Below are 17374 nucleotides of genomic sequence, written 5' to 3'. Positions count from 1 at the left end.
GGGGCGGCGGAGAGCCGGACGCTCAGAGCTTCTCGATCTTCTCCTTGTAGACGACGTTCCGCTTTTCGAGCTCGGAGCGGAAGAAGTCGACGCACGGGGCCCGGAGGCCGACGAGCTCGGGCGGGAAGACGCCATGGTCGGCAAAGAGCCCCTTGGCGAGCAGGCGGACGCCGGCGGTCGCCGTATAGCCGGTGGTTCGCGCCATGGAGTGGATGCCGGTCGCCGCGTCGAGGGCATCGAACAAGTCGTACGTGTAGCGCGTGCGGTCGCCGCCCTTCGCGCCCTCGACGATGACCCGCAGCACGGTCACGTCGACGTCGCCCTCTTCGAGCTTCCACATCGGGAAAAGAAGCTTCGCCGTGAGATCGATGGGCCGGATCTTGGAGCCGCCGACGTCGACCGGCTCCTGACTGAAGAATCCGGTCTCGCGCAAGACGGCCATCTTCTCGATGTGCCCGGGATAGCGGAGCGTCTTCTCCTTCATGTTCGGGACCTTCATCGTCTCGGCCATGGTGCGCAGGCCGTCGGTGTTGAAGGCCTCGAGCGTTCCGACCTCGGGGAAGTCGAGGAGCTCCGGATCGGACAGTGCTGGGCGCGTCACGAGCCGGCCCGCTTCGACGTAGCGCGCCGGGCGGAGGTACTCTTCGATGACGTCGATCGGCGAAAAGACTGCCTTGTACTCGTACGGCCAATGGCGGACCCGCGGCAGGCCTCCCACGTACGTCAGGATCGCGTCGGTCGTGTCGAGCTGGGTGTGGGCGTGAGCCGCGAGCACGCTGCCCATCCCCGGCGCCACGCCGAGATCGACGAATGCGGTGACTGCCTGCTCCTTTGCGAGCTTGTCGAGCGCCAGAGGATTTTCGGGGAAGAAGGCGATGTCGACGCAGCTCCTCTTCGCCGCGAGGACGGTCTCGAGGGTCTTGAAACCCATGAAGCCGGGCACGGCGGAAAGGACGAGATCGTGGTCCTTGGCGAGCTTCGTCACCTCGTCGGTGCGCGAGAGGTCGACCTCGACGGTGCGAACCTTGGCCTTGCTCGCGACGTGATCGAGCGCCTCGCGGCGAACGTCGGCGACGGTCACGTGGAAGCCTTCGTCCCGTGCGAGATCGAGGGCCATCGGCCCACCCACCAGCCCCGCTCCGAGCACCACGATCTTCATGGCGGCCGGCGTACTCTAGGATGAGCTCGGGGAAAAGGCCCTCGAGCGCGGCCGTATCGGTCGACCTTCAGCGTCCGCCGCGTCTCGTTGCTCGTGCGGGGGTCGCCGCCGTGGGCACGCGCAGCCATTCGCGAAGGTTGGACTGCCATTCGCGCGCCGTTCCGACCGCCACGGTTCCACCGGCGTGCTCGATCACGGATTTCAGGTCGTTTGCCGCCGTTCCTCCCAGAACCCACGGGACGGCGTCGCAGGCCTCGCCGTAGGCCCGCATGGTCGCGCGGGCCGACGCGGGAACGGCGCACGCCGAGAGGCCGACGAGGCGTGGGGACATGCTCCGAACGGCGTCGGCAATGGCCGAGGGCGGCGTTGCCGCTCCGAGGACCACGACGCGGGCGCCGCTCGAAGCAAAGCGCAGCGAAGCGCCGAGCATGCCGAGCACATGGTGTTCGTCTTCGATGCATGCCAGGAGGACGAGCGGTCCCTCGGGGCGCTCCAGCGTTCGCAACGTGACGCGCATCGCGTATTCGAGTCGTTCCGAGAGCAGGTGCTCCTGCGCGACGGAGAGCTCGCCGCGTGCCCATCGCAAGCCGACTTCGACGAGCAACGGGGAGACGATGTGCTCGTAGAAGGTCTGGGCGTCGAGCAGCATCGTCAGTCGTGCAATCTCGGCGTCGACGCCGGCGACGTCGAACCGCGCAATCGCCGCGAGGACTCGATTCGCCGCACCTTCCACTGCGTCGCCGCCGACGGGGCCGATCTCGACCTCCGGCGGAGGAAGCGTCGAGCGCACGACGCGAGCCGCTTCGGCAGGTGACACGCCGCTCTCGACGAGCTCACGCATCCGGCGGACCTGGTCGACGTCTTCCGGCGTGTAGAGCCGGTAGGCCGAAGCCGTTCGCCTGGGAACGGGGACTCCGTAGCGCCGCTCCCACGCCCGTAGCGTCGCCGCGGCGACGCCACTCAGCTCGGCGGCGACGTTGATCCGATACGGGCCATTGCCCGCCGGCGCCGCGCTGCGCTTCGCCTTGCTCGCGCCAGACGTCCCGGGTGGCAGAGGCATCGAACCTTTGTCTAATGTTTGTTCACTCGGCGCGCAAGCGTGCGCCTTTCAGGCCCGACGCCTGCCTAGGACGCCTTGCGGGAGCCCCGCCTTACCCCTGCTCGTCGCTCGATTCGCCCGAGAGGCGAGCGGGGGTCTCCGTCGAGCGCTCGGTTCCCGGCTCGAACGTCCGCGTGATGGCGGTCGGCTCGATTCGGTCGTCGTCGTGGCTCAGCGCGCCTGCGGGGGGGCGGCGGCGTCCCTCGCTCGGGTCGCGGACGCGCGCTCGCTTGTGGATGCCGGAGATCGTTCGCGGCTTGCGTTCTTCGACGGCGTTGTCGTCACGTCCGTCCGACGGGGGCGGCCCAGCCACGAAGCCGGTGCCGCCGGCGTCGCGTTCGATACGGTTCCTCCGCCGGCGTGCGTCGTGGATCCGTGAGTAGCTTTTCAGAGCGACGGGATGCTCGATCGAGCGCTGGCGACCGACACGGCTGGCTTCGAGGCGCTGCTGGATGACCAGCCGCTGGTACTCGAGCGCGTCGCCGAGTGAGTCGTCCTCGGCGGCGTGCGGCCCGGCACCGTCGGTCCGTCCGTGAAGCAGGATGCCGCCCGGGCCAAGCCTGAGCGTTGCCCCGCGCCACGATACGTGACGCGTCACGAGCGCACGGAGAAGCACAGTCAACAGCGTCACGTCGGCGACCACGCTGTCGATGGCCGCGCATGAGGGGGATGCGACGAGGCCCGTGGCCCGTCGCGCCGCGCAGGCGATGACGAATCGTACGACGAGCACCAACGCTCCCGCGCACACGAGGAGAGGTGCCCGCTCCACCGCGCCTGCGAGCAGGACGAGGCCAGCCAATGGCGCAGCCGCGATGAGCAGTGGGTAGGAGGCCACCAGCAGCGGCCGTTGGGCGCGAGTGACTTGTAGCCATCGCGTGTATCGTGCAAGTACAGCGTCGGCCGTTCGTCCCGACATCCGCGTGACCGCGGGCTGTCCGCATACGGCGACGGAGTGTCCGGCATGGCCGAGCCGCCGCGCGAGCTCCACGTCTTCGCCGAGGCAGTGCCGCAGGGAAGCGAACCCTCCGATGGTGTCGAGCACATCACGCCGGACAGCGAACAGCTTGCCCACGAGCGATCGCCCGTCGATGCCCGCCAAGAGCGGAAACGCGTGGAGCGATGCCCCGAGGACGGAGCGAGCGATGGCATCCCCACGCGTCGCGACGACCCCGCGTTCGACGGGCGGCGCCCAGCACGCCGCCGCGTTCGATTCGGGCGAGGCGAGGGGAGCGAGGAGCGCGGCGAGATCCTGGCCCTCGAGATCGACGTCCGAGTCGGCGACCACCACGAAATCGGCATTGCGTGAGGCGGGATCCGCGAGGCAGCGAGCGATCTGGTCGGCCTTGTGATTCGGGCCGACCGCGCGTGTCACCACGATCGCCGCCGTCAGACCTCGTGCGAGCAGCGAACGCTCCGCCGCTTCGAGGGCGGGCCTCGCTGCATCGTCGGCGCTGCCGATGGCGAGCATGACCCGTTGGCATCCGCCCGCCTCGGCGAGCCGCTGCGCGAGCCCGGATTCTCCACCCCGACACGGACGAATCAGCAGTGCACGACCGAGCGCCGCGCGAGGTGCAGGGGCCGCGAGCGTTCGCCTGCGAGCACGAACCAGAGCGACGGCGGCGATCGCCGCATACGCCGTAGCCCAGGCGCAGGCGAGCACGTCGATCATGCGTCAGCCACCTTCATGCTTGAGGCCGTTCAAGCGTACCCAGCGCGCACGCCCGCGGTCGAGATCAACCGAATCATCGAGACGCGACAACGCATGGTTCGACGGCGCGCTTCCCGTGCGTATTCGCGTCCGCCCGCGTGGTGCCCGACCCCCTGTCGGTGCCGAATGTGTGTCTGCCGATCGACCGGAGTCATCGGAGGTCGAGCTCGTCGCGCCGTATCCCAGAATTGTCGAGGGATATGGACGAACAGTGAACAGACCTTGGACGAGGTTGGACAAGCGTTCGTCCAAGTGGCTCCTCCACGGTTCACTTCGTTCCGACCTCCCCGCCAACGGCGCGTCACGGCGTCCGTCGGTGCGAGGCGAGCCGAACCTGAGAAGCTGAGGCGGAGTGCCTCTGGCGCGTTGCGTCAATCGATTGCTTGACGCGTTCGTTGCGACGTGGAGCACGCGTCGCCGCGGTGGGACCGCGTGGGACGCGGATGAGTCGAAAAAGCACGGCCTACAGGGGTGGCGGCCGTGGGATTCGGGGGGTATCCTCGCGGTGCAATGGCCAAATACGCAAGCCTCGTCGACGTCTTCCACGATGCGATCAAGACGTTTCCCGACAGCCCGCTCTTCGGGACGAAACGTGGTGGCCAGTGGGAGTGGATGACCTATCTCGAGTTCGGCCGTCTGACCGATTCGATTCGGGCTGGGCTTGCGTCGTTGGGGCTGAACCGTGGCGATCGCGTGGCGATTATCGCAAACAACCGACCCGAGTGGGCAGCCGCGGCGTACGCCTGCTTCGGCCTCGGTGTCTCCTTCGTCCCGATGTACGAAGCGCAGCTCCCGAAGGACTGGGAGTTCATCGTTCGCGACTGTGAAGCGAAGGCGCTCATCGTCGCGAACGACGTGATCTGCGAGAAGACGCGTCCGTTCTTGGGCGCGATTCCGTCGCTGCAGCACATCATCAGCCTCGACCCGGCGACGAAGGCCGACGACAAGGTGAAGTCGTGGAAGGAGCTGTCCAAGACGGCGGCCACGCACCAGGCGCTCAAGCCTGCGTCGCAGGACGTCGCCTGCATCATCTACACGAGCGGCACCACGGGCAATCCGAAGGGCGTGCTGCTCTCGCACGGCAACATCGTCTCGAACATCAACGCCATCCACGAGATCTTCCCGATGTCGTCGCACGACCGGTCGCTCTCGTTTTTGCCGTGGGCGCACTCGTTCGGTCAGACCGTGGAGCTGCACGCGCTCTTCTCGATGGGCGCCGCGCTCGCGATCGCCGAGAGCGTCGACAAGATCCTCGACAACCTCGCCGAGACGAAGCCCACGCTGCTCTTCAGCGTGCCGCGCATCTTCAACAAGCTGTACGCCGCGGTGCAGAAGCAGATCTCGACGAAGCCGGGCTTCATCCAGGCCATGGTGAAGAGCGCGCTCGAGACGCGTCGCAAGCAGCGCACGGGCGAAGAAGTGAGCCTCGGCGAGGGCCTCGTGCTCGCCCTGACCGATCGCGTCGTCTTCTCGAAGGTGCGTGCGCGTTTCGGCGGCCACTTGAAGTACGCGTTCAGCGGCGGCGCGGCCATCTCGCGTGACGTGGCCGAGTTCATCGACGGCCTCGGCATCACCGTCTACGAAGGGTACGGTCTCACCGAGACGAGCCCGATCGCGACGGCCAACTGGCCGAACAGCCGCAAGATTGGCAGCGTCGGCAAGGCGATCCCGGGCGTGAAGGTCACCGTGAGCGACGAGGGCGAGCTCATCGTCCACGGCCCGAACGTGATGCTCGGCTATCACAACCGCAAGGAAGAGAACGACGCTGTCTTCACCTCGGACGGCGGCTTCCGCACCGGCGACATGGGCCGGATCGACAGCGAAGGCTTCGTCTTCATCACGGGCCGGTTGAAGGAGCAGTACAAGCTCGAGAACGGCAAGTACGTCGTCCCGACGCCGCTCGAAGAGCAGCTCAAGCTCTCGCCGTACGTCGCGAACGTCATGGTCTACGGCGACAACAAGCCGTTCAACGTCGCCCTCATCGTCGCGAACGTCGATGCCGTGAAGTCGTGGGCGTCGAACGACGGCGTCAGCGGAGAGAGCACCGAGAAGCTCCTCGCCAATCCCAAGGTCCAGAAGCTCTTCAAGGAGCAGCTCGACCACTACGGCGAGAAGTTCAAGGGCTTCGAAGGCGTGAAGGACTTCGCCCTCATCGGCGACGACTTCACCGTCGAGAACGGCATGCTCACGCCGAGCCTCAAGGTGAAGCGCCGCAAGGTCTTCGAGACCTACCAGAGCGTGATCGAGGGCCTCTACGCGAAGAAGCGCGAGAAGTCGCCCGAGAGCTCCGGCGAGAAGAAGAAGGCCCAAGCCTCGGCCAACTGAGGCTCGCGGGCCTCGCCGCGGGTCGTCCGTGCGTCAGCCGAGGGCGTCGCTTCCGGCGCCGCACACGAGCACGCACGGATGCTTCGCGCCGCCGAGGTCCGCCTTGTTCGAGAGCACCGCGGAAAGCGCCGCGGCGCCCGAGAGCTCCGCGCCAATGCCCACTTCAGTGAGCAAGAAGCGGGCTGCGGCGCGCATCTCGTCGTCGGTCACGAGGACGATCGTCGAGAGCGTCTCCTTCAGGATGTCGAAGACGTAGGGATCGCTCCGGCGAGGGGCGAGCGTGCCTGCGGCCGTGCGAACCTCGGGGAGCTCGACGACGTGACCGGCACGCAAGCTCTCGAAGAGCGTCGGTGCGCCGACGGGCTCGACGCCGATGATCCTCGCCTCCGGACGTTTGCGTTTCACGGCCGAAGCGACACCTGCTGCGAGCCCACCACCTCCGATGGCCACGATGAAGAGGTCGACTTCGGGGATCTGTTCGAGCGCTTCCAGCGCCACGGTTCCCTGACCAGCGACGACGTCGGGATCGGCGAAGGGATGCACGTACGTGAGACCATCGCGTGCTGCGTGCTCGAGCGCCGCCGCGTGTGCGTCATCCCAGACAGCACCGGCACGATGCACGCGTGCTCCCCAGCGCTCGATGCGAGCGGCCTTCTCGGCCGTCGTGCGCTCGGGCAGGTACACCGTCGTTGGCGCGCCCACGACGTGACCTGCGTACGCGACGGCAAGCCCGTGATTGCCTCCCGACGCGGTCACGATTCCACGCTGCAACGCTTCGGGTGAGAGCGAAAGCACGCGGCTGAGGGCTCCGCGCGCCTTGAACGAGCCGGTCACCTGCAGCGATTCGAGCTTGAGCAGTAGATCGCGTGGGAGCCTGTCTTCGGCGACCGGGACGTCGCCAATTCCACGAGCGACGTCGCCCGCACCTGCGGGTGCCCTTCCTCGACGAAGGCGGACGATGGGGGTGGCAAGGACGTGACGCGCGATGCGCGATCGAGCCTCTTCGAACCGGGCGAGGGAGGGGACGCTCACGACGCGCACCTTAGTGCGTTCGGCCCGAATCTGCAGGAATCCGAGGCGAAAACGCCGATCGATTCTGCTGAGTTTGCATGGGTCGAGTCCTCCTTTGTTCATTATGTTGAACATTCGTTGACCATCCAAGATAACGGACGTAAGTTTGTTATAGCGAACATGACGGCACGGGCTTCGTCTTCGGTTTCTCGCTCTGCGCGCGTGACGGCAGCGACGCCCGCCTGGCTCGAACGCAACCTCTCCGCGCTCTGGCTACGCGTGTTGGACGTGCGGACCGACAGGTCCGAACGCGACGAGGGGAGCGGGCCGCGTCTCCGGCCGGCCACGACGGTGGAGCTTCGCCAGCTCGGTCACCTTGGCGGCCCCCCCGATTGGGCGCTCTCGCGCGAGCGTCATCGGAACCGTCCTGGACCGCCGCTTTCGTACCTCCGTGGCCACGTGCCCGGCTCGATCCCCTTCGACGTTCGCGAGGCGCTCTTCGACGAGCATGGCGAGCTGGTTTCGGCGCCCGAGCTCGCGATGGTGATGAGCAGCCTCGGCGTGGGGGACGAGCACACCATCGTCTTCGTCGACGACGGGCGCTCCGGCGCAGGCGCCGCGGCCGTCTGGGCGCTCGGACGCTACGGCCATGTCGACGTCCACGTTCTCGAGGGCGGCTACTCGCGCTGGCTTGCCGAGGGCCGTCCGACGTCGCGCGAGATCGTCCGCTTGCCGTCGGCAAGCTTCACCGCACGGGTGCTGCCATGAACGTAGAAACGCCGGTTCGGATTCTCGTGGTGGGTGGGTTGACGCGTCTCGATACGTTCTATCGCGACGCTCCGTCCGGCGTCGAAGTCGACGCGGTGTACGTCGATTGTCCAACCCTCGAAGCACGCGTCGAAGCGGCCGATGCTCTCGTTCTGGTGGTCGGCAACGTCTCCCATCCGGCGGCGGCCAAGGTCCGAAATGCCGCCAAGCGCCGGGGTATTCCGCTCGAATCGGCGATGAGCCCGAGCGTGTCGCGCGTGCGCGCGTCGATTGCCTCGGCGTTCATCGCCGCGAGCGGCGCTTCCAGGCTCGCGCCAGTGTCGCGAAAGTCAGCGTGACGAGACCGAGCGGCGCCGCGTGCGAGCCGCCGCTCGGCATGCTGCACGTGCAACCCGCTTCGTGCACCGGCGTGTCGCTCGCGTCGGCGGCGACGCCCGCTTCCGTCGGTGTCGCGGCTGGGTCGACGTTTCCGGCGTCTTCCGTGGTTGGCCCGACGCACGCGCCTGCGCGGCAAGTGCCGAGTCGGCAATCGGTGTCGGTGGTACATACGTTGGCGCCGTTCGCGCAGCGCACTTCCGAGACACACTGGCGATCGCCCGACGTGGTCGTATCGCGACAGTGAAAGCCCATGCCGCAATCGGTGTCGTTTTCGCAGGCGCGCCCGCAGACGCGACCTGCCGTTGCGCCCTCGCCGATGTCGATACAGCGAGCATCGTCACCGGCCGCGTCGCATGCTCCGGGAACGCGTTCGCATGGCGAGCAGACGTCGGTGGCATCGCCACGCCGCTGACAGCGACCGGCTACGCACAGGAGGGGCGACGGGCACGGGCTCGAGTCGCAACCGGGTTCACCCTCGCCCGGGTACAGCGTGCAGACACCGACGATGTCGTCCTTCTCGAGCGATCGAGAGCGCAACCCTTGGACCGTCGCAAACATCGTCGCGCGCGGATCGGTCGAATGGCCGAGACCGAGTGCGTGGCCGAGCTCGTGAACGAGAACACTTCGCAGATCGATGGTTCCGTCCTGCCCATCGAGCGAGAAGCGGAAGTTCTTGCTGTTGATGTGGATGTCCGCGTCACGGTAGCGGCCGCTTGCGTCGACGTGCACGACGGTCTGCCCAATGGCACCGGCCACCAAGCCGGCCGGCCATTCCTGGTTCTGGAAGTACACGCCGTTGATGCCGTCGTCGCCTGCGGGCGCCGTGGATTTCGCCCCCACGCCCGCGCGAAAGCCGGTGCAATCCACGTTCGACCACGTTCGCGTCGCCACATCGAGCTCGGCGAGGGCTTCGTCGCCGACGTCGCGGCTAGTGCTCCCAGCGAGAACGAAGGTCACCGGCAGGGCCGTATCGGGCCACGTGCCCGCCGGCGTGTTCAGCGCAAACGACGTGCGCGGTGTTGGAAGCACGCCCGCCGGTTTCCACGCGGGGGTCGTGTCGAGCAGGTCGGCCCGGACGCGCATGCCCACGACCGGTACGACGTAGCCCGCCAGCCGCGTGAAGCCACCATGCGCGTTGGGACCGCCGACGATACGCGCGATGTGCTCGGCGCCGTCGCGAGCGCGCAGCGTGGCGATGGTGATGGGCTCGTCCGCGAGAGGTCCCGATCCCTGGCTGACCTCGACAGCGACGACCGTGACGGTATCGTCGATGGGTGCGAGGAAGAGAGGGGCGGGGACCATCGACCTCTTGCATGGTAGTATGACCCGCGCCATCGCGAAGGAGCATGTAGCGTCGTGAACGTCGCCGTCATCCAGTTGTCGAGCCAAGACGATGTCGAAGCGAACCTTGGGCGGGCGAGGGCGCTCATCGCGGACGCCGCACGGGCCGGCGCAGAACTCGTCGCATTGCCCGAGAATTTCGCCTTCATGGGCGACGAGACGAAGAAGCGCGAGATTGCCGAGACGGTCGGCGATGGTCGAGGTGGGGCGATGGGGCCCATCGTCTCGTCGCTCGTTGCCGCAGCGGAGGAGTCGCGTGTCTCGATCGTCGCCGGCGGCATGCCCGAGGCGAGCGGAGATCGCGAGCGGCCGTTCAACACGTCGCTTCTGATTGCGCCGGGGCAGGGCGTCGTCGCGCGCTATCGGAAGATCCACCTCTTCGACGTCGATCTGCCGGACGGCACGAACCTCCTCGAAAGTGGCGCAACGAGCGCCGGAGCCGAGCCAACGATTGCGGAGGTTGCCGGGCGGGCAGGGGTACCCGTGACCCTCGGCATGACGATCTGTTACGACGTTCGCTTCCCCGAGCTCTACCGTCGGCTCGTCGACCGCGGCGCGCGTATCGTCACCGTTCCGGCAGCGTTCACGGTTCCGACCGGTAAAGACCACTGGCACGTGCTCCTTCGGGCACGCGCGATCGAAAATCAGGTTTTCGTCCTCGCGCCTGCGCAGCACGGCAAGCACCCGCGCGGGCGGCAGACCTACGGCAAAAGCCTCATCGTCGATCCGTGGGGCGACGTCCTCGCGCAGGCGGCGGAGGGCGAAGGCTTCGCGCTCGCTCGTCTCGACTTCGCCGCCCAAGACCGCGTACGTGCCGCGCTGCCTTGCCTGTCGCACCGTCGTCTCTGATTCGAACTCGTGCGCGAGCGCCTTCGTTTCGAGGGCGAACGCGCACGCGCCTTGAGGCGTGACTGCCGAACGCGCGTCGCCCTCGCCGATGTGACTCGCTCCGGCTCGCCCGCCTTCCCGCTCGCGAAGAGGGAATTCACTCCGCCGAAGTCGCCGCGACCCGTGGCACGAGTTTCGGAAGAGTGCGGTGCATCCCGCTCGATTCGAGCGGTCGTGCGCGAGGTTTGGTCGTATGAAGTCGCGGTGTTTGGGGTTGGCGCTGGTGGTGGCGTGGTGCGCGGTCGCAGCCTGCGGGAACAACGGGTCTTCGAATCCCGTCGGAAACCACGGGCCGAACGAGGAAGCGACGCCACCGGTGCCCTCGACGCCACCCACGGTCTCGGTGACCGACCCCCCGACGCCGGAGGCGAAACCGATCCGCCCCCTAACGTCGATTCCGGTTCGCCGCCGCCGGCGCGCTGCAATCTACCCGTCGCCAAGACGGGCTTCGTGGGATCGCAGACGTTTGGCTTCCGGCTCGACGACCGGACCTACCAGCTCTACATCGCCGACAAATACGACGGTTCGACGAAGATACCCGTCATGCTCGTCTTCCACGGCGACGGGGGCACCGGCGAGATCATCCGTAGCTGGACGCACATGGAAGATGCGGCCAACGGAAACATGATCTTCGTCTATCCGGACGGCAAATGGGGAACGTGGGACATCGATTCTCCGCCGGCGACGAACGCCGACTATCCCTACGTCGAGGCGCTGATCAACGACGTGGCCTCGCGCCTATGCATCGATCGTGAGCGCGTGTTCGCGTGGGGGCTCAGCAAAGGCGCTTTCTTCGTGAACAACCTGGGCTGCTTCGAAGGCAACGTCATCCGCGGAATCATTGCCCACTCGGGTGGCGGACCATCATCGGCGAGCCCTGACGACTACGATGCTACGGGCCACTACAAGTGCACGACGGCGCCTGTCTCCTCGATGAGCATCCATGGCGATCTCGACACCATCGTGAGCTATTCGACCGCTATCGATTCGCGCGATCACTGGATCTGGGCGAATCGCTGCACGAACAGCTACCACGGCATGTCGCCGTCGCCGTGCGTCCTGTACGACGGTTGCGCGACCGGCAATCAAGTGGCCTGGTGCGAGAACGGGAACATGGGCCACGACTTCTGGGATGGCTCGATCGAAGCCACGATGAACTTCGTCGACATGCTCAAGTAGGCCGCCACGCCACCCGCCCATGGCCTCAGCGACCCGCCGAGGCCTCGGCGAACAGCAAACCGCGAAACGGGCGAGGCTCGGCGAACAGCAAACCGCAAACCGCGCGAGGTTCGGCGAACAGCAACCGCGAAGCTCGCGAGGCCTCGGCGACAGCGAACCGCGAAGCGGAAAGGCCGCGTGAGCGGCCAAAACATTAAAGATGATCGCGGGCGATGTCGGCCCACGTGCCCGTGGGTTCGACTTCGAGGTAGCGCTTCCAGTGGACGCGCGCGCGAGCCTTGTCGCCGAGGGCCTCGTACGCCATCGCGAGGTTGAAGTGCGCGTCGGCGAAGCGAGGGTCGGCCTTGATGGCCGCTTCGAAGTAGGTGACCGCGCGGGACGCGAAGCCGCGTTCCAGCATCACGTAGCCGAGGTTGTAGTGAGCCTCGGGCTGGCGCTCGTCGATGTCGAGCGCGCGGCGGTAGAGCTGCTCGGCGCCGACTTCGTCACCCATGCGGAAACGAATGTTGCCGAGGTTCGTGTAGGCGATGGCGAGCTGCGGATCGAGCTCGATGGCGCGCTTGTAGAGCGAGGCGGCCTCCTCGAAGCTCGCGGGATCCTCGTCGAGCGTGCTCGCCTTCATGTAGAGGTCGTAGGCCGAGCGTGCGCGTGTGCCGGCGGTCTCTTGGCGGAGAACGCGAACCACCTCGGTGCGCAGGTTTTCGACGCGGAAATCGAGCATCATCTGACCGCTGACCGGTTCGAAGACGCCGTCTTCCGCCTGCACGACGACCTTGCGACCGTCGCTGACGATGCGGAGCTCTTGCAGCGGGCGCGTGACGCGCGGAAGCGCACGACGAAGTGCGCCGATGGCCTGGGCGACGTCTTTCACCCGCACGCGGCGCGCGAGCAGGTCATGGGTCGCACGGAGTGCGATGAGATCCTGGAACGTGTACGCGCGACGACCGTTGCGGGTTGCGCTGGGGGAGACGATCTGCGCCTTGTCGAGCGAACGGAGGCGAGCCGGCGTGAGACCGAGCAGCTTCGCTACTTCACGCGGCGAAAAGACATCGGTCACCGGCTCGGGGAGCTTCGGCGCCGGAAGCTGCGCGGCTGCGGCAGCGCCACCAGCAGCAGCGCCACCGGTCACCGCACGCGGAGCCTCCGCGTGCTCGATCTTTCCCCCACCAGGTCCGAAGGCGACGTGAATGACCACGCCGCTCTTCTTCTTGCTGCCGCGGGACTTGTTCGACGGGTTGGACATGCGCGGTTCTGGAGGGCTCTCTTGCGTCACGGGCCAGACCTCGCGGCGCTACGGCGCTCTATCAAGGGCGCCTGCACGTCGACGTCAATCCTCAACCCCCGACGATCGACGTGGAAGGTTACCTCACAAACGAGGCGTCCCAACATCGCGGGAGCACGGCTTTGCGCTTCGCGGTGTGCACACCGCAGGGCGTGCACGTGAACATGCACGTCCTTTTGAGCAAGTGCCTTGAGGAACGCCCGTTCTTCCACAGGCGTATCCACAGGTAATCCCAAGATCAGACTGGTCGACCCATACCAGACGCGCTCGCCGTGTTCGTCCTTGACGGCGCCCTCACTGATGGCGTCCGCCTTGGCGAACAGCTCTCGCCAGCGTCCTTCGGTCGTACGAATAAAATGTCCGTCACGCTCGACGAGCGCCGGGGGGCGCGCCTTCGCGAGGCTCGGTTTACGGCCACGATCCACGAACGCGATCGTGGCTGGTCCGAAGGTATGTGATCAAATTCCTGACACGCAATTCCTGAAGCGTGCCGGAAACTTGCCGATCAGAGCGTGGCGGGGAGCCCGTGTTCTTGCGCGCGCTCCTCGAGAGGAACGGTGATCTGCTCCACCGTGATGCCGCGCGGGGTCGACTCGATCCAGGTGGCGTGAGCGACGAGCGGGCGCGGGCCGTCGGGGAACGTCGGTGCCGTGCGCAAGCCGTCCGGCGCCTCGCCGATGCTTCCCACATTGATGATGTGGACGTCGCCAATCGTGCGGTGGAAGGGCGTGTGACTCATGCCGCACACGACCACGTCCGCGGGATCGTCACCGAGCAGCGCGTTGAGCTCGTCGTCCGGCATGTCGAAGGTCATGGCCTCGGCCGGATCCGAAGGGGAACCGTGGACGAGGAGGAGCTCTCCACCGTCTTCCAAGGGCACTCGAACTTGGGTGGGCAGGCGCTTGATGCGCTCGAGAATGAGGTCGCCGAACTCGCTACGGACGGCCTTCATCCGCTCGACCATCGCTCGCTCGTGCTCGCTTCGCGGGTGGAGGGCGTTCGGGTCGAGCGTCGCAAGCGCCTTGTCCGAAACGCCCTGGACCATGACGGCGCCCGCCGCGGTGAGACGACGCCACGTCTCGAGAGGGGCGGGACCCGGGAAGACGATGTCTCCCGCAACCAAGAGCTTGTGGAACGAGCGCCTCTCTGCGGTCGCCAGGACGGCGCGCAAAGCGTCGAGGTTGCCGTGAATGTCGGAGACGCAGAGCATCAGCATGGAAACGCCGCGCATCCTAGCAGGGCGGACGCGAAACGCGAGCGCTGCCAGCCCGCCTCCGATGGTAGCGTGAGAAGCGGATGCGACGCTTGCCTCGCTTGCCCGCTCCTGGCTCGACGGTTGGCGCAGCTCTCGTCACGTTTTCGGTGATGGTTCTGGTCGGGATCGCGCCGGCGTGCTCGCCCGGCGAACGCGAGCAGCTGCCGCCCTACGGGAACGTGGTGATGGTGGTCGACACCGATCTGCCCGTGCCGTGCGTCGTTTCCCGCTTGCGTATCGATGCGTACGCCGCGGATGGCAGGTGGATCGCTTCGCGCGACGATCTTCGCCCCGATGCGCGCGATTGGCCCACGAGCTTCGGGCTCTTCACCGACGACACGTCGAACGAGCACATCCTCTTCGTCCGACTGCGCGCGTACCTCGACGGCCGCCTTGTTCCCTATACCGGGCGCGTCCGCGCCGAACTGGCCGAGCTCGTCCGTGCGATTCCGAAGGGGGACGGGCATCCGCGTCTCGTCGTCGACGGCGTCGATCGAACCCCGCTCCAGGAGCCGAACCCGCTCGTCACGGTGGATCGCCTCATCCGCGTGCGGCTGACTCCGGGGAAGCAGGCGCGTGCCCGGGTGATGTTGCACGGCGCTTGCGTCGGGCGCATGCCGATCATGGACGAGCTCGATACCGCCGCGTCGTGCGTCGGCGAGTCGTCAGACGATCCGACGATGCTCGTCCCCGTGGAGGACGTGCCGCTCGAATCCTTGCTCGACGTTGGCCTGGCGAGCACCGTGGGCACGTTCTCCGCTGAGCTCTGTCCGGACGGGGCCGACCCGACGAACCCGCGGGTTTGCATCCCCGGCGGCGTGTTCGTGTTCGGCGACGCGTTCTTCGTCGGGGCAAGCGAACGCGGCGCCAGCGCGGATACCTCGCCCGAGAGAATCGTGCAGATTGCAAGGTTTGCCATCGATCGCGACGAGGTCAGTGTCGCGCGCTATCGTTCGGCGCTCGAACGAGGCTTCGTTCCGCCCACCGACGTCTCGGCGAGCGAACACGACGGACCGCCCGGCACGGCGCTCGACGATTCGTGCACGTTCAGCGTCGCTCCGCGCGGTCGTGAGGATTATCCACTTTCGTGCGTGCCCTGGGAAACCGCCGATGCATTCTGCCGGTTCGAAGGGGGAGCACTTCCGACCGAAGCGCAGTGGGAGTACGCTGCGCTCGCGGCTGGAAGAGCGAGCAAGACGCTGTATCCGTGGGGCGACGACGCGCCGAGGTGCGATCGCGCCGTGTACGGTCGTAGCTCGTTCGGACCGGACTGCACGTCGTCGGGGGAGGGGCTCTTGCCGCTCGGCTCGTCGAACGACGTCACCGCGAGCGGCGTTCGTGACCTGGCGGGCGGGCTCTCGGAGTACGTCCTCGACAGCGCCGCGTCGTTTCGTGACGAGTGTTGGGTCGAGGCCTCGCTACAGGATCCGGTGTGCAGCCTCCCTCCACCGCCGGAATGTGCAGATCCGAAGAGCCTCGAGTGCCGCGTGGGGCCGGGGATCGTGCACGGCGTTCGCGGTGGAAATTGGACCTCCGTGGCGGCCGAACTTCGTCCCATCGACCGGAGTGAAACGGTCAGGGTCGGCTCGGGTGGTGACGGTTTGATGGGATTCCGATGCGTGTACTCCGCACCTTGATCTTCCTCGGAGCCGTTGGCGCTGCCTGCGACGAGACGCTGCCACCTCGCGGGCAGGTGCTGGTGTACCTGGACACCGACGCCACGGTTTCCTCGTCGGATGGCACGCCGGGCCTGTTCGATCGCGTGCTCGTCGAAGTCTTCGAGCCGGGGGCGACTGCGCCGTGCAGCGAGTGCTCGCGAGAGCTGGCGCTCGACGCCGAAAAGCTACGGACCAAGACCTTCTCGTTCGGCTTTCTGCCTCCTCCGCGCGTGCTCGGCTATCGCATTCGCCTGCGCATGTTTCGCAGCGTCGGGCTCGGAACGCCGCGCGCCGCATCGACCGTGGAGCTCGTGGGCTACCTTCCGGCCGTCGGCGAGGATGGCATCGTCTCGATCACCGCGTCGTTTCGAACGGGTGATGTCGGGAAGCCCCAAGGCACGCTCGCGTCACCGATCGTGTTCACCGATGGGCCGCCGAACGCGAGCGCCGTTGGAACATGGCCCGGAGCGCGCGAGGTTCCGTGCCGTGGTGAGGTTCCGGGCGGTGCCGTATGCGTGCCCGGCGGAGCCTTCTTCATGGGCGATCCGCGCGTCAGCATCGCGTCCGACCTGATGGGCGGCGCGTCCGAGCATCTCGTCGTCCTTTCTCCGTACTTCCTCGGCGACCACGAAGTGACCGTCGCCGAGGTTCGGTCGTCGGGCGTCGCCTCGGTCGATTCCCGAGGACGAAGCACTGATCCGACCGACGACAGCGCCGATCCGCTCGGGCGCTGCGACTACACTTCGGTGGCCGGCGCATGGGACGACCGGCCGCTCGACTGCGTGAGCTGGCAGCTCGCTTCGAAATACTGCCAGAGCCTCGGTGGTGATCTGCCGACGGAAGCGCAGCTCGAGCGGGTCGCGAGTCACGCAGGCTCGACGCTTTGGCCCTGGGGGGACGACGCCGCCTCGTGCGTGGACATCGTCGCTCCTGACGGCGGAGGGTGCCGCGAGGATGCGTCACTCGACGTCGAGACGCGGACCCTCCCGTCGGTCGCCGGGGCCGTCCCACGTGACGTCGTTCTTTCGTCCGACGGGCGCATCGCCGACCTCGGTGCGAACCTGAGCGAGTGGACGGCGGACGCATTCGAGCGCGACGACGGTACGTGCTGGAAGGAGGCGCTCCTCCGCGACCCATCGTGCAAGGCGGCGACCGAGGTGCGGAGCATCAAGGGGGGCAACCTTCTGCAGCGGGTCGTGGATGCGGCGCAGGTTCGGCGGGCGGCGACGGCCAAGGACGCGTCCTTCGGCTACCCGACCGTCGGCTTTCGATGCGCGTGGCCCGCGCGCTGACGGGACGAACGACGGAATCCTGCTACACCTC

The 17374-nt window shown here is 67.1% G+C and carries 15 protein-coding genes; 7 read left to right on the top strand and 8 right to left on the bottom strand.

The genetic code is table 11. The annotated features are described in order from the left end of the window. Positions 1-22: 22 nt before the first annotated feature. The 3 genes from AKJ09_RS43565 to AKJ09_RS43555 form a co-directional block, all read right to left on the bottom strand. Positions 23-1159, bottom strand: coding sequence for a saccharopine dehydrogenase family protein (locus AKJ09_RS43565; RefSeq protein ID WP_146653761.1), 1137 nt, complete (start codon positions 1157-1159; stop codon positions 23-25). 67 nt (positions 1160-1226) lie between these two features. Further along, complete coding sequence (locus AKJ09_RS43560) at positions 1227-2219, bottom strand: MerR family transcriptional regulator (protein ID WP_146653760.1); 993 nt, start codon at positions 2217-2219, stop codon at positions 1227-1229. A 91-nt stretch (positions 2220-2310) separates the two neighbouring features. Next, a complete protein-coding gene (locus tag AKJ09_RS43555) occupies positions 2311-3927 on the bottom strand; it encodes a glycosyltransferase family 2 protein (RefSeq protein ID WP_146653759.1) in 1617 nt (538 codons plus the stop codon). 549 nt (positions 3928-4476) lie between these two features. Here AKJ09_RS43555 and AKJ09_RS43550 point away from each other — a divergent pair. Next, on the top strand, positions 4477-6291 hold the full coding sequence (locus tag AKJ09_RS43550) for an AMP-dependent synthetase/ligase (RefSeq protein ID WP_146653758.1): 1815 nt from the start codon (positions 4477-4479) through the stop codon (positions 6289-6291). 33 nt (positions 6292-6324) lie between these two features. Here the strand turns inward: AKJ09_RS43550 and AKJ09_RS43545 are convergent, their stop codons facing one another. Beyond that, entirely contained in the window at positions 6325-7323 is a 999-nt protein-coding gene (locus AKJ09_RS43545; protein ID WP_169928352.1) for a threonine ammonia-lyase, read from the bottom strand. Between the two features lie 159 nt (positions 7324-7482). Here AKJ09_RS43545 and AKJ09_RS43540 point away from each other — a divergent pair, with 159 nt between their 5' ends. Continuing rightward, on the top strand, positions 7483-8070 hold the full coding sequence (locus AKJ09_RS43540) for a sulfurtransferase (RefSeq protein WP_146653756.1): 588 nt from the start codon (positions 7483-7485) through the stop codon (positions 8068-8070). After that, positions 8067-8408, top strand: a complete 342-nt coding sequence (locus AKJ09_RS43535; protein ID WP_146653755.1) for a DUF2325 domain-containing protein — start codon at positions 8067-8069, stop codon at positions 8406-8408. Before AKJ09_RS43540 ends, AKJ09_RS43535 begins: the two co-directional genes overlap by 4 nt. On the opposite strand, the gene AKJ09_RS43530 is transcribed toward AKJ09_RS43535, so the two are convergent. Next, entirely contained in the window at positions 8353-9750 is a 1398-nt protein-coding gene (locus AKJ09_RS43530) for a matrixin family metalloprotease (protein WP_169928350.1), read from the bottom strand. The genes AKJ09_RS43535 and AKJ09_RS43530 overlap by 56 nt on opposite strands. 54 nt (positions 9751-9804) lie before the next feature. On the opposite strand from AKJ09_RS43530, the gene AKJ09_RS43525 reads away from it, so the two are divergent. Both AKJ09_RS43525 and AKJ09_RS43520 read left to right on the top strand, forming a co-directional pair. Continuing rightward, on the top strand, positions 9805-10638 hold the full coding sequence (locus tag AKJ09_RS43525; RefSeq protein ID WP_146653753.1) for a carbon-nitrogen hydrolase family protein: 834 nt from the start codon (positions 9805-9807) through the stop codon (positions 10636-10638). Between the two features lie 243 nt (positions 10639-10881). Further along, positions 10882-11856: a CE1 family esterase gene (locus AKJ09_RS43520; RefSeq protein WP_146653752.1), complete on the top strand. Its 975-nt coding sequence runs from the start codon at positions 10882-10884 to the stop codon at positions 11854-11856. Positions 11857-12049: 193 nt separating this feature from the next. Here the strand turns inward: AKJ09_RS43520 and AKJ09_RS43515 are convergent, their stop codons facing one another. The 3 genes from AKJ09_RS43515 to AKJ09_RS43505 all read right to left on the bottom strand — a co-directional run bounded on the left by AKJ09_RS43515 (position 12050) and on the right by AKJ09_RS43505 (position 14354). Beyond that, a complete protein-coding gene (locus AKJ09_RS43515) occupies positions 12050-13099 on the bottom strand; it encodes a tetratricopeptide repeat protein (protein ID WP_146653751.1) in 1050 nt (349 codons plus the stop codon). 26 nt (positions 13100-13125) lie between these two features. Beyond that, positions 13126-13563, bottom strand: coding sequence for a hypothetical protein (locus AKJ09_RS43510; RefSeq protein WP_146653750.1), 438 nt, complete (start codon positions 13561-13563; stop codon positions 13126-13128). 80 nt (positions 13564-13643) lie between these two features. Further along, the gene (locus AKJ09_RS43505) at positions 13644-14354 is read right to left on the bottom strand and encodes a metallophosphoesterase family protein (protein ID WP_146653749.1); all 711 of its coding nucleotides are present in this window, start codon (positions 14352-14354) and stop codon (positions 13644-13646) included. Positions 14355-14434: 80 nt separating this feature from the next. Between AKJ09_RS43505 and AKJ09_RS43500 the strand changes: the two genes are divergently transcribed. Together AKJ09_RS43500 and AKJ09_RS43495 are read left to right on the top strand one after the other, a co-directional pair. Then, positions 14435-16030, top strand: coding sequence for a formylglycine-generating enzyme family protein (locus tag AKJ09_RS43500; RefSeq protein WP_146653748.1), 1596 nt, complete (start codon positions 14435-14437; stop codon positions 16028-16030). Continuing rightward, positions 16009-17343, top strand: a complete 1335-nt coding sequence (locus tag AKJ09_RS43495; RefSeq protein WP_146653747.1) for a formylglycine-generating enzyme family protein — start codon at positions 16009-16011, stop codon at positions 17341-17343. Before AKJ09_RS43500 ends, AKJ09_RS43495 begins: the two co-directional genes overlap by 22 nt. The last annotated feature ends 31 nt before the right edge of the window (positions 17344-17374 follow it).

The organism is Labilithrix luteola (assembly GCF_001263205.1).
GTDB lineage: Bacteria > Myxococcota_A > Polyangia > Polyangiales > Polyangiaceae > Labilithrix > Labilithrix luteola.
The sequence above is the reverse complement of the archived record's forward strand: the minus strand, read 5'-3'. Positions and strand labels throughout refer to the sequence as shown.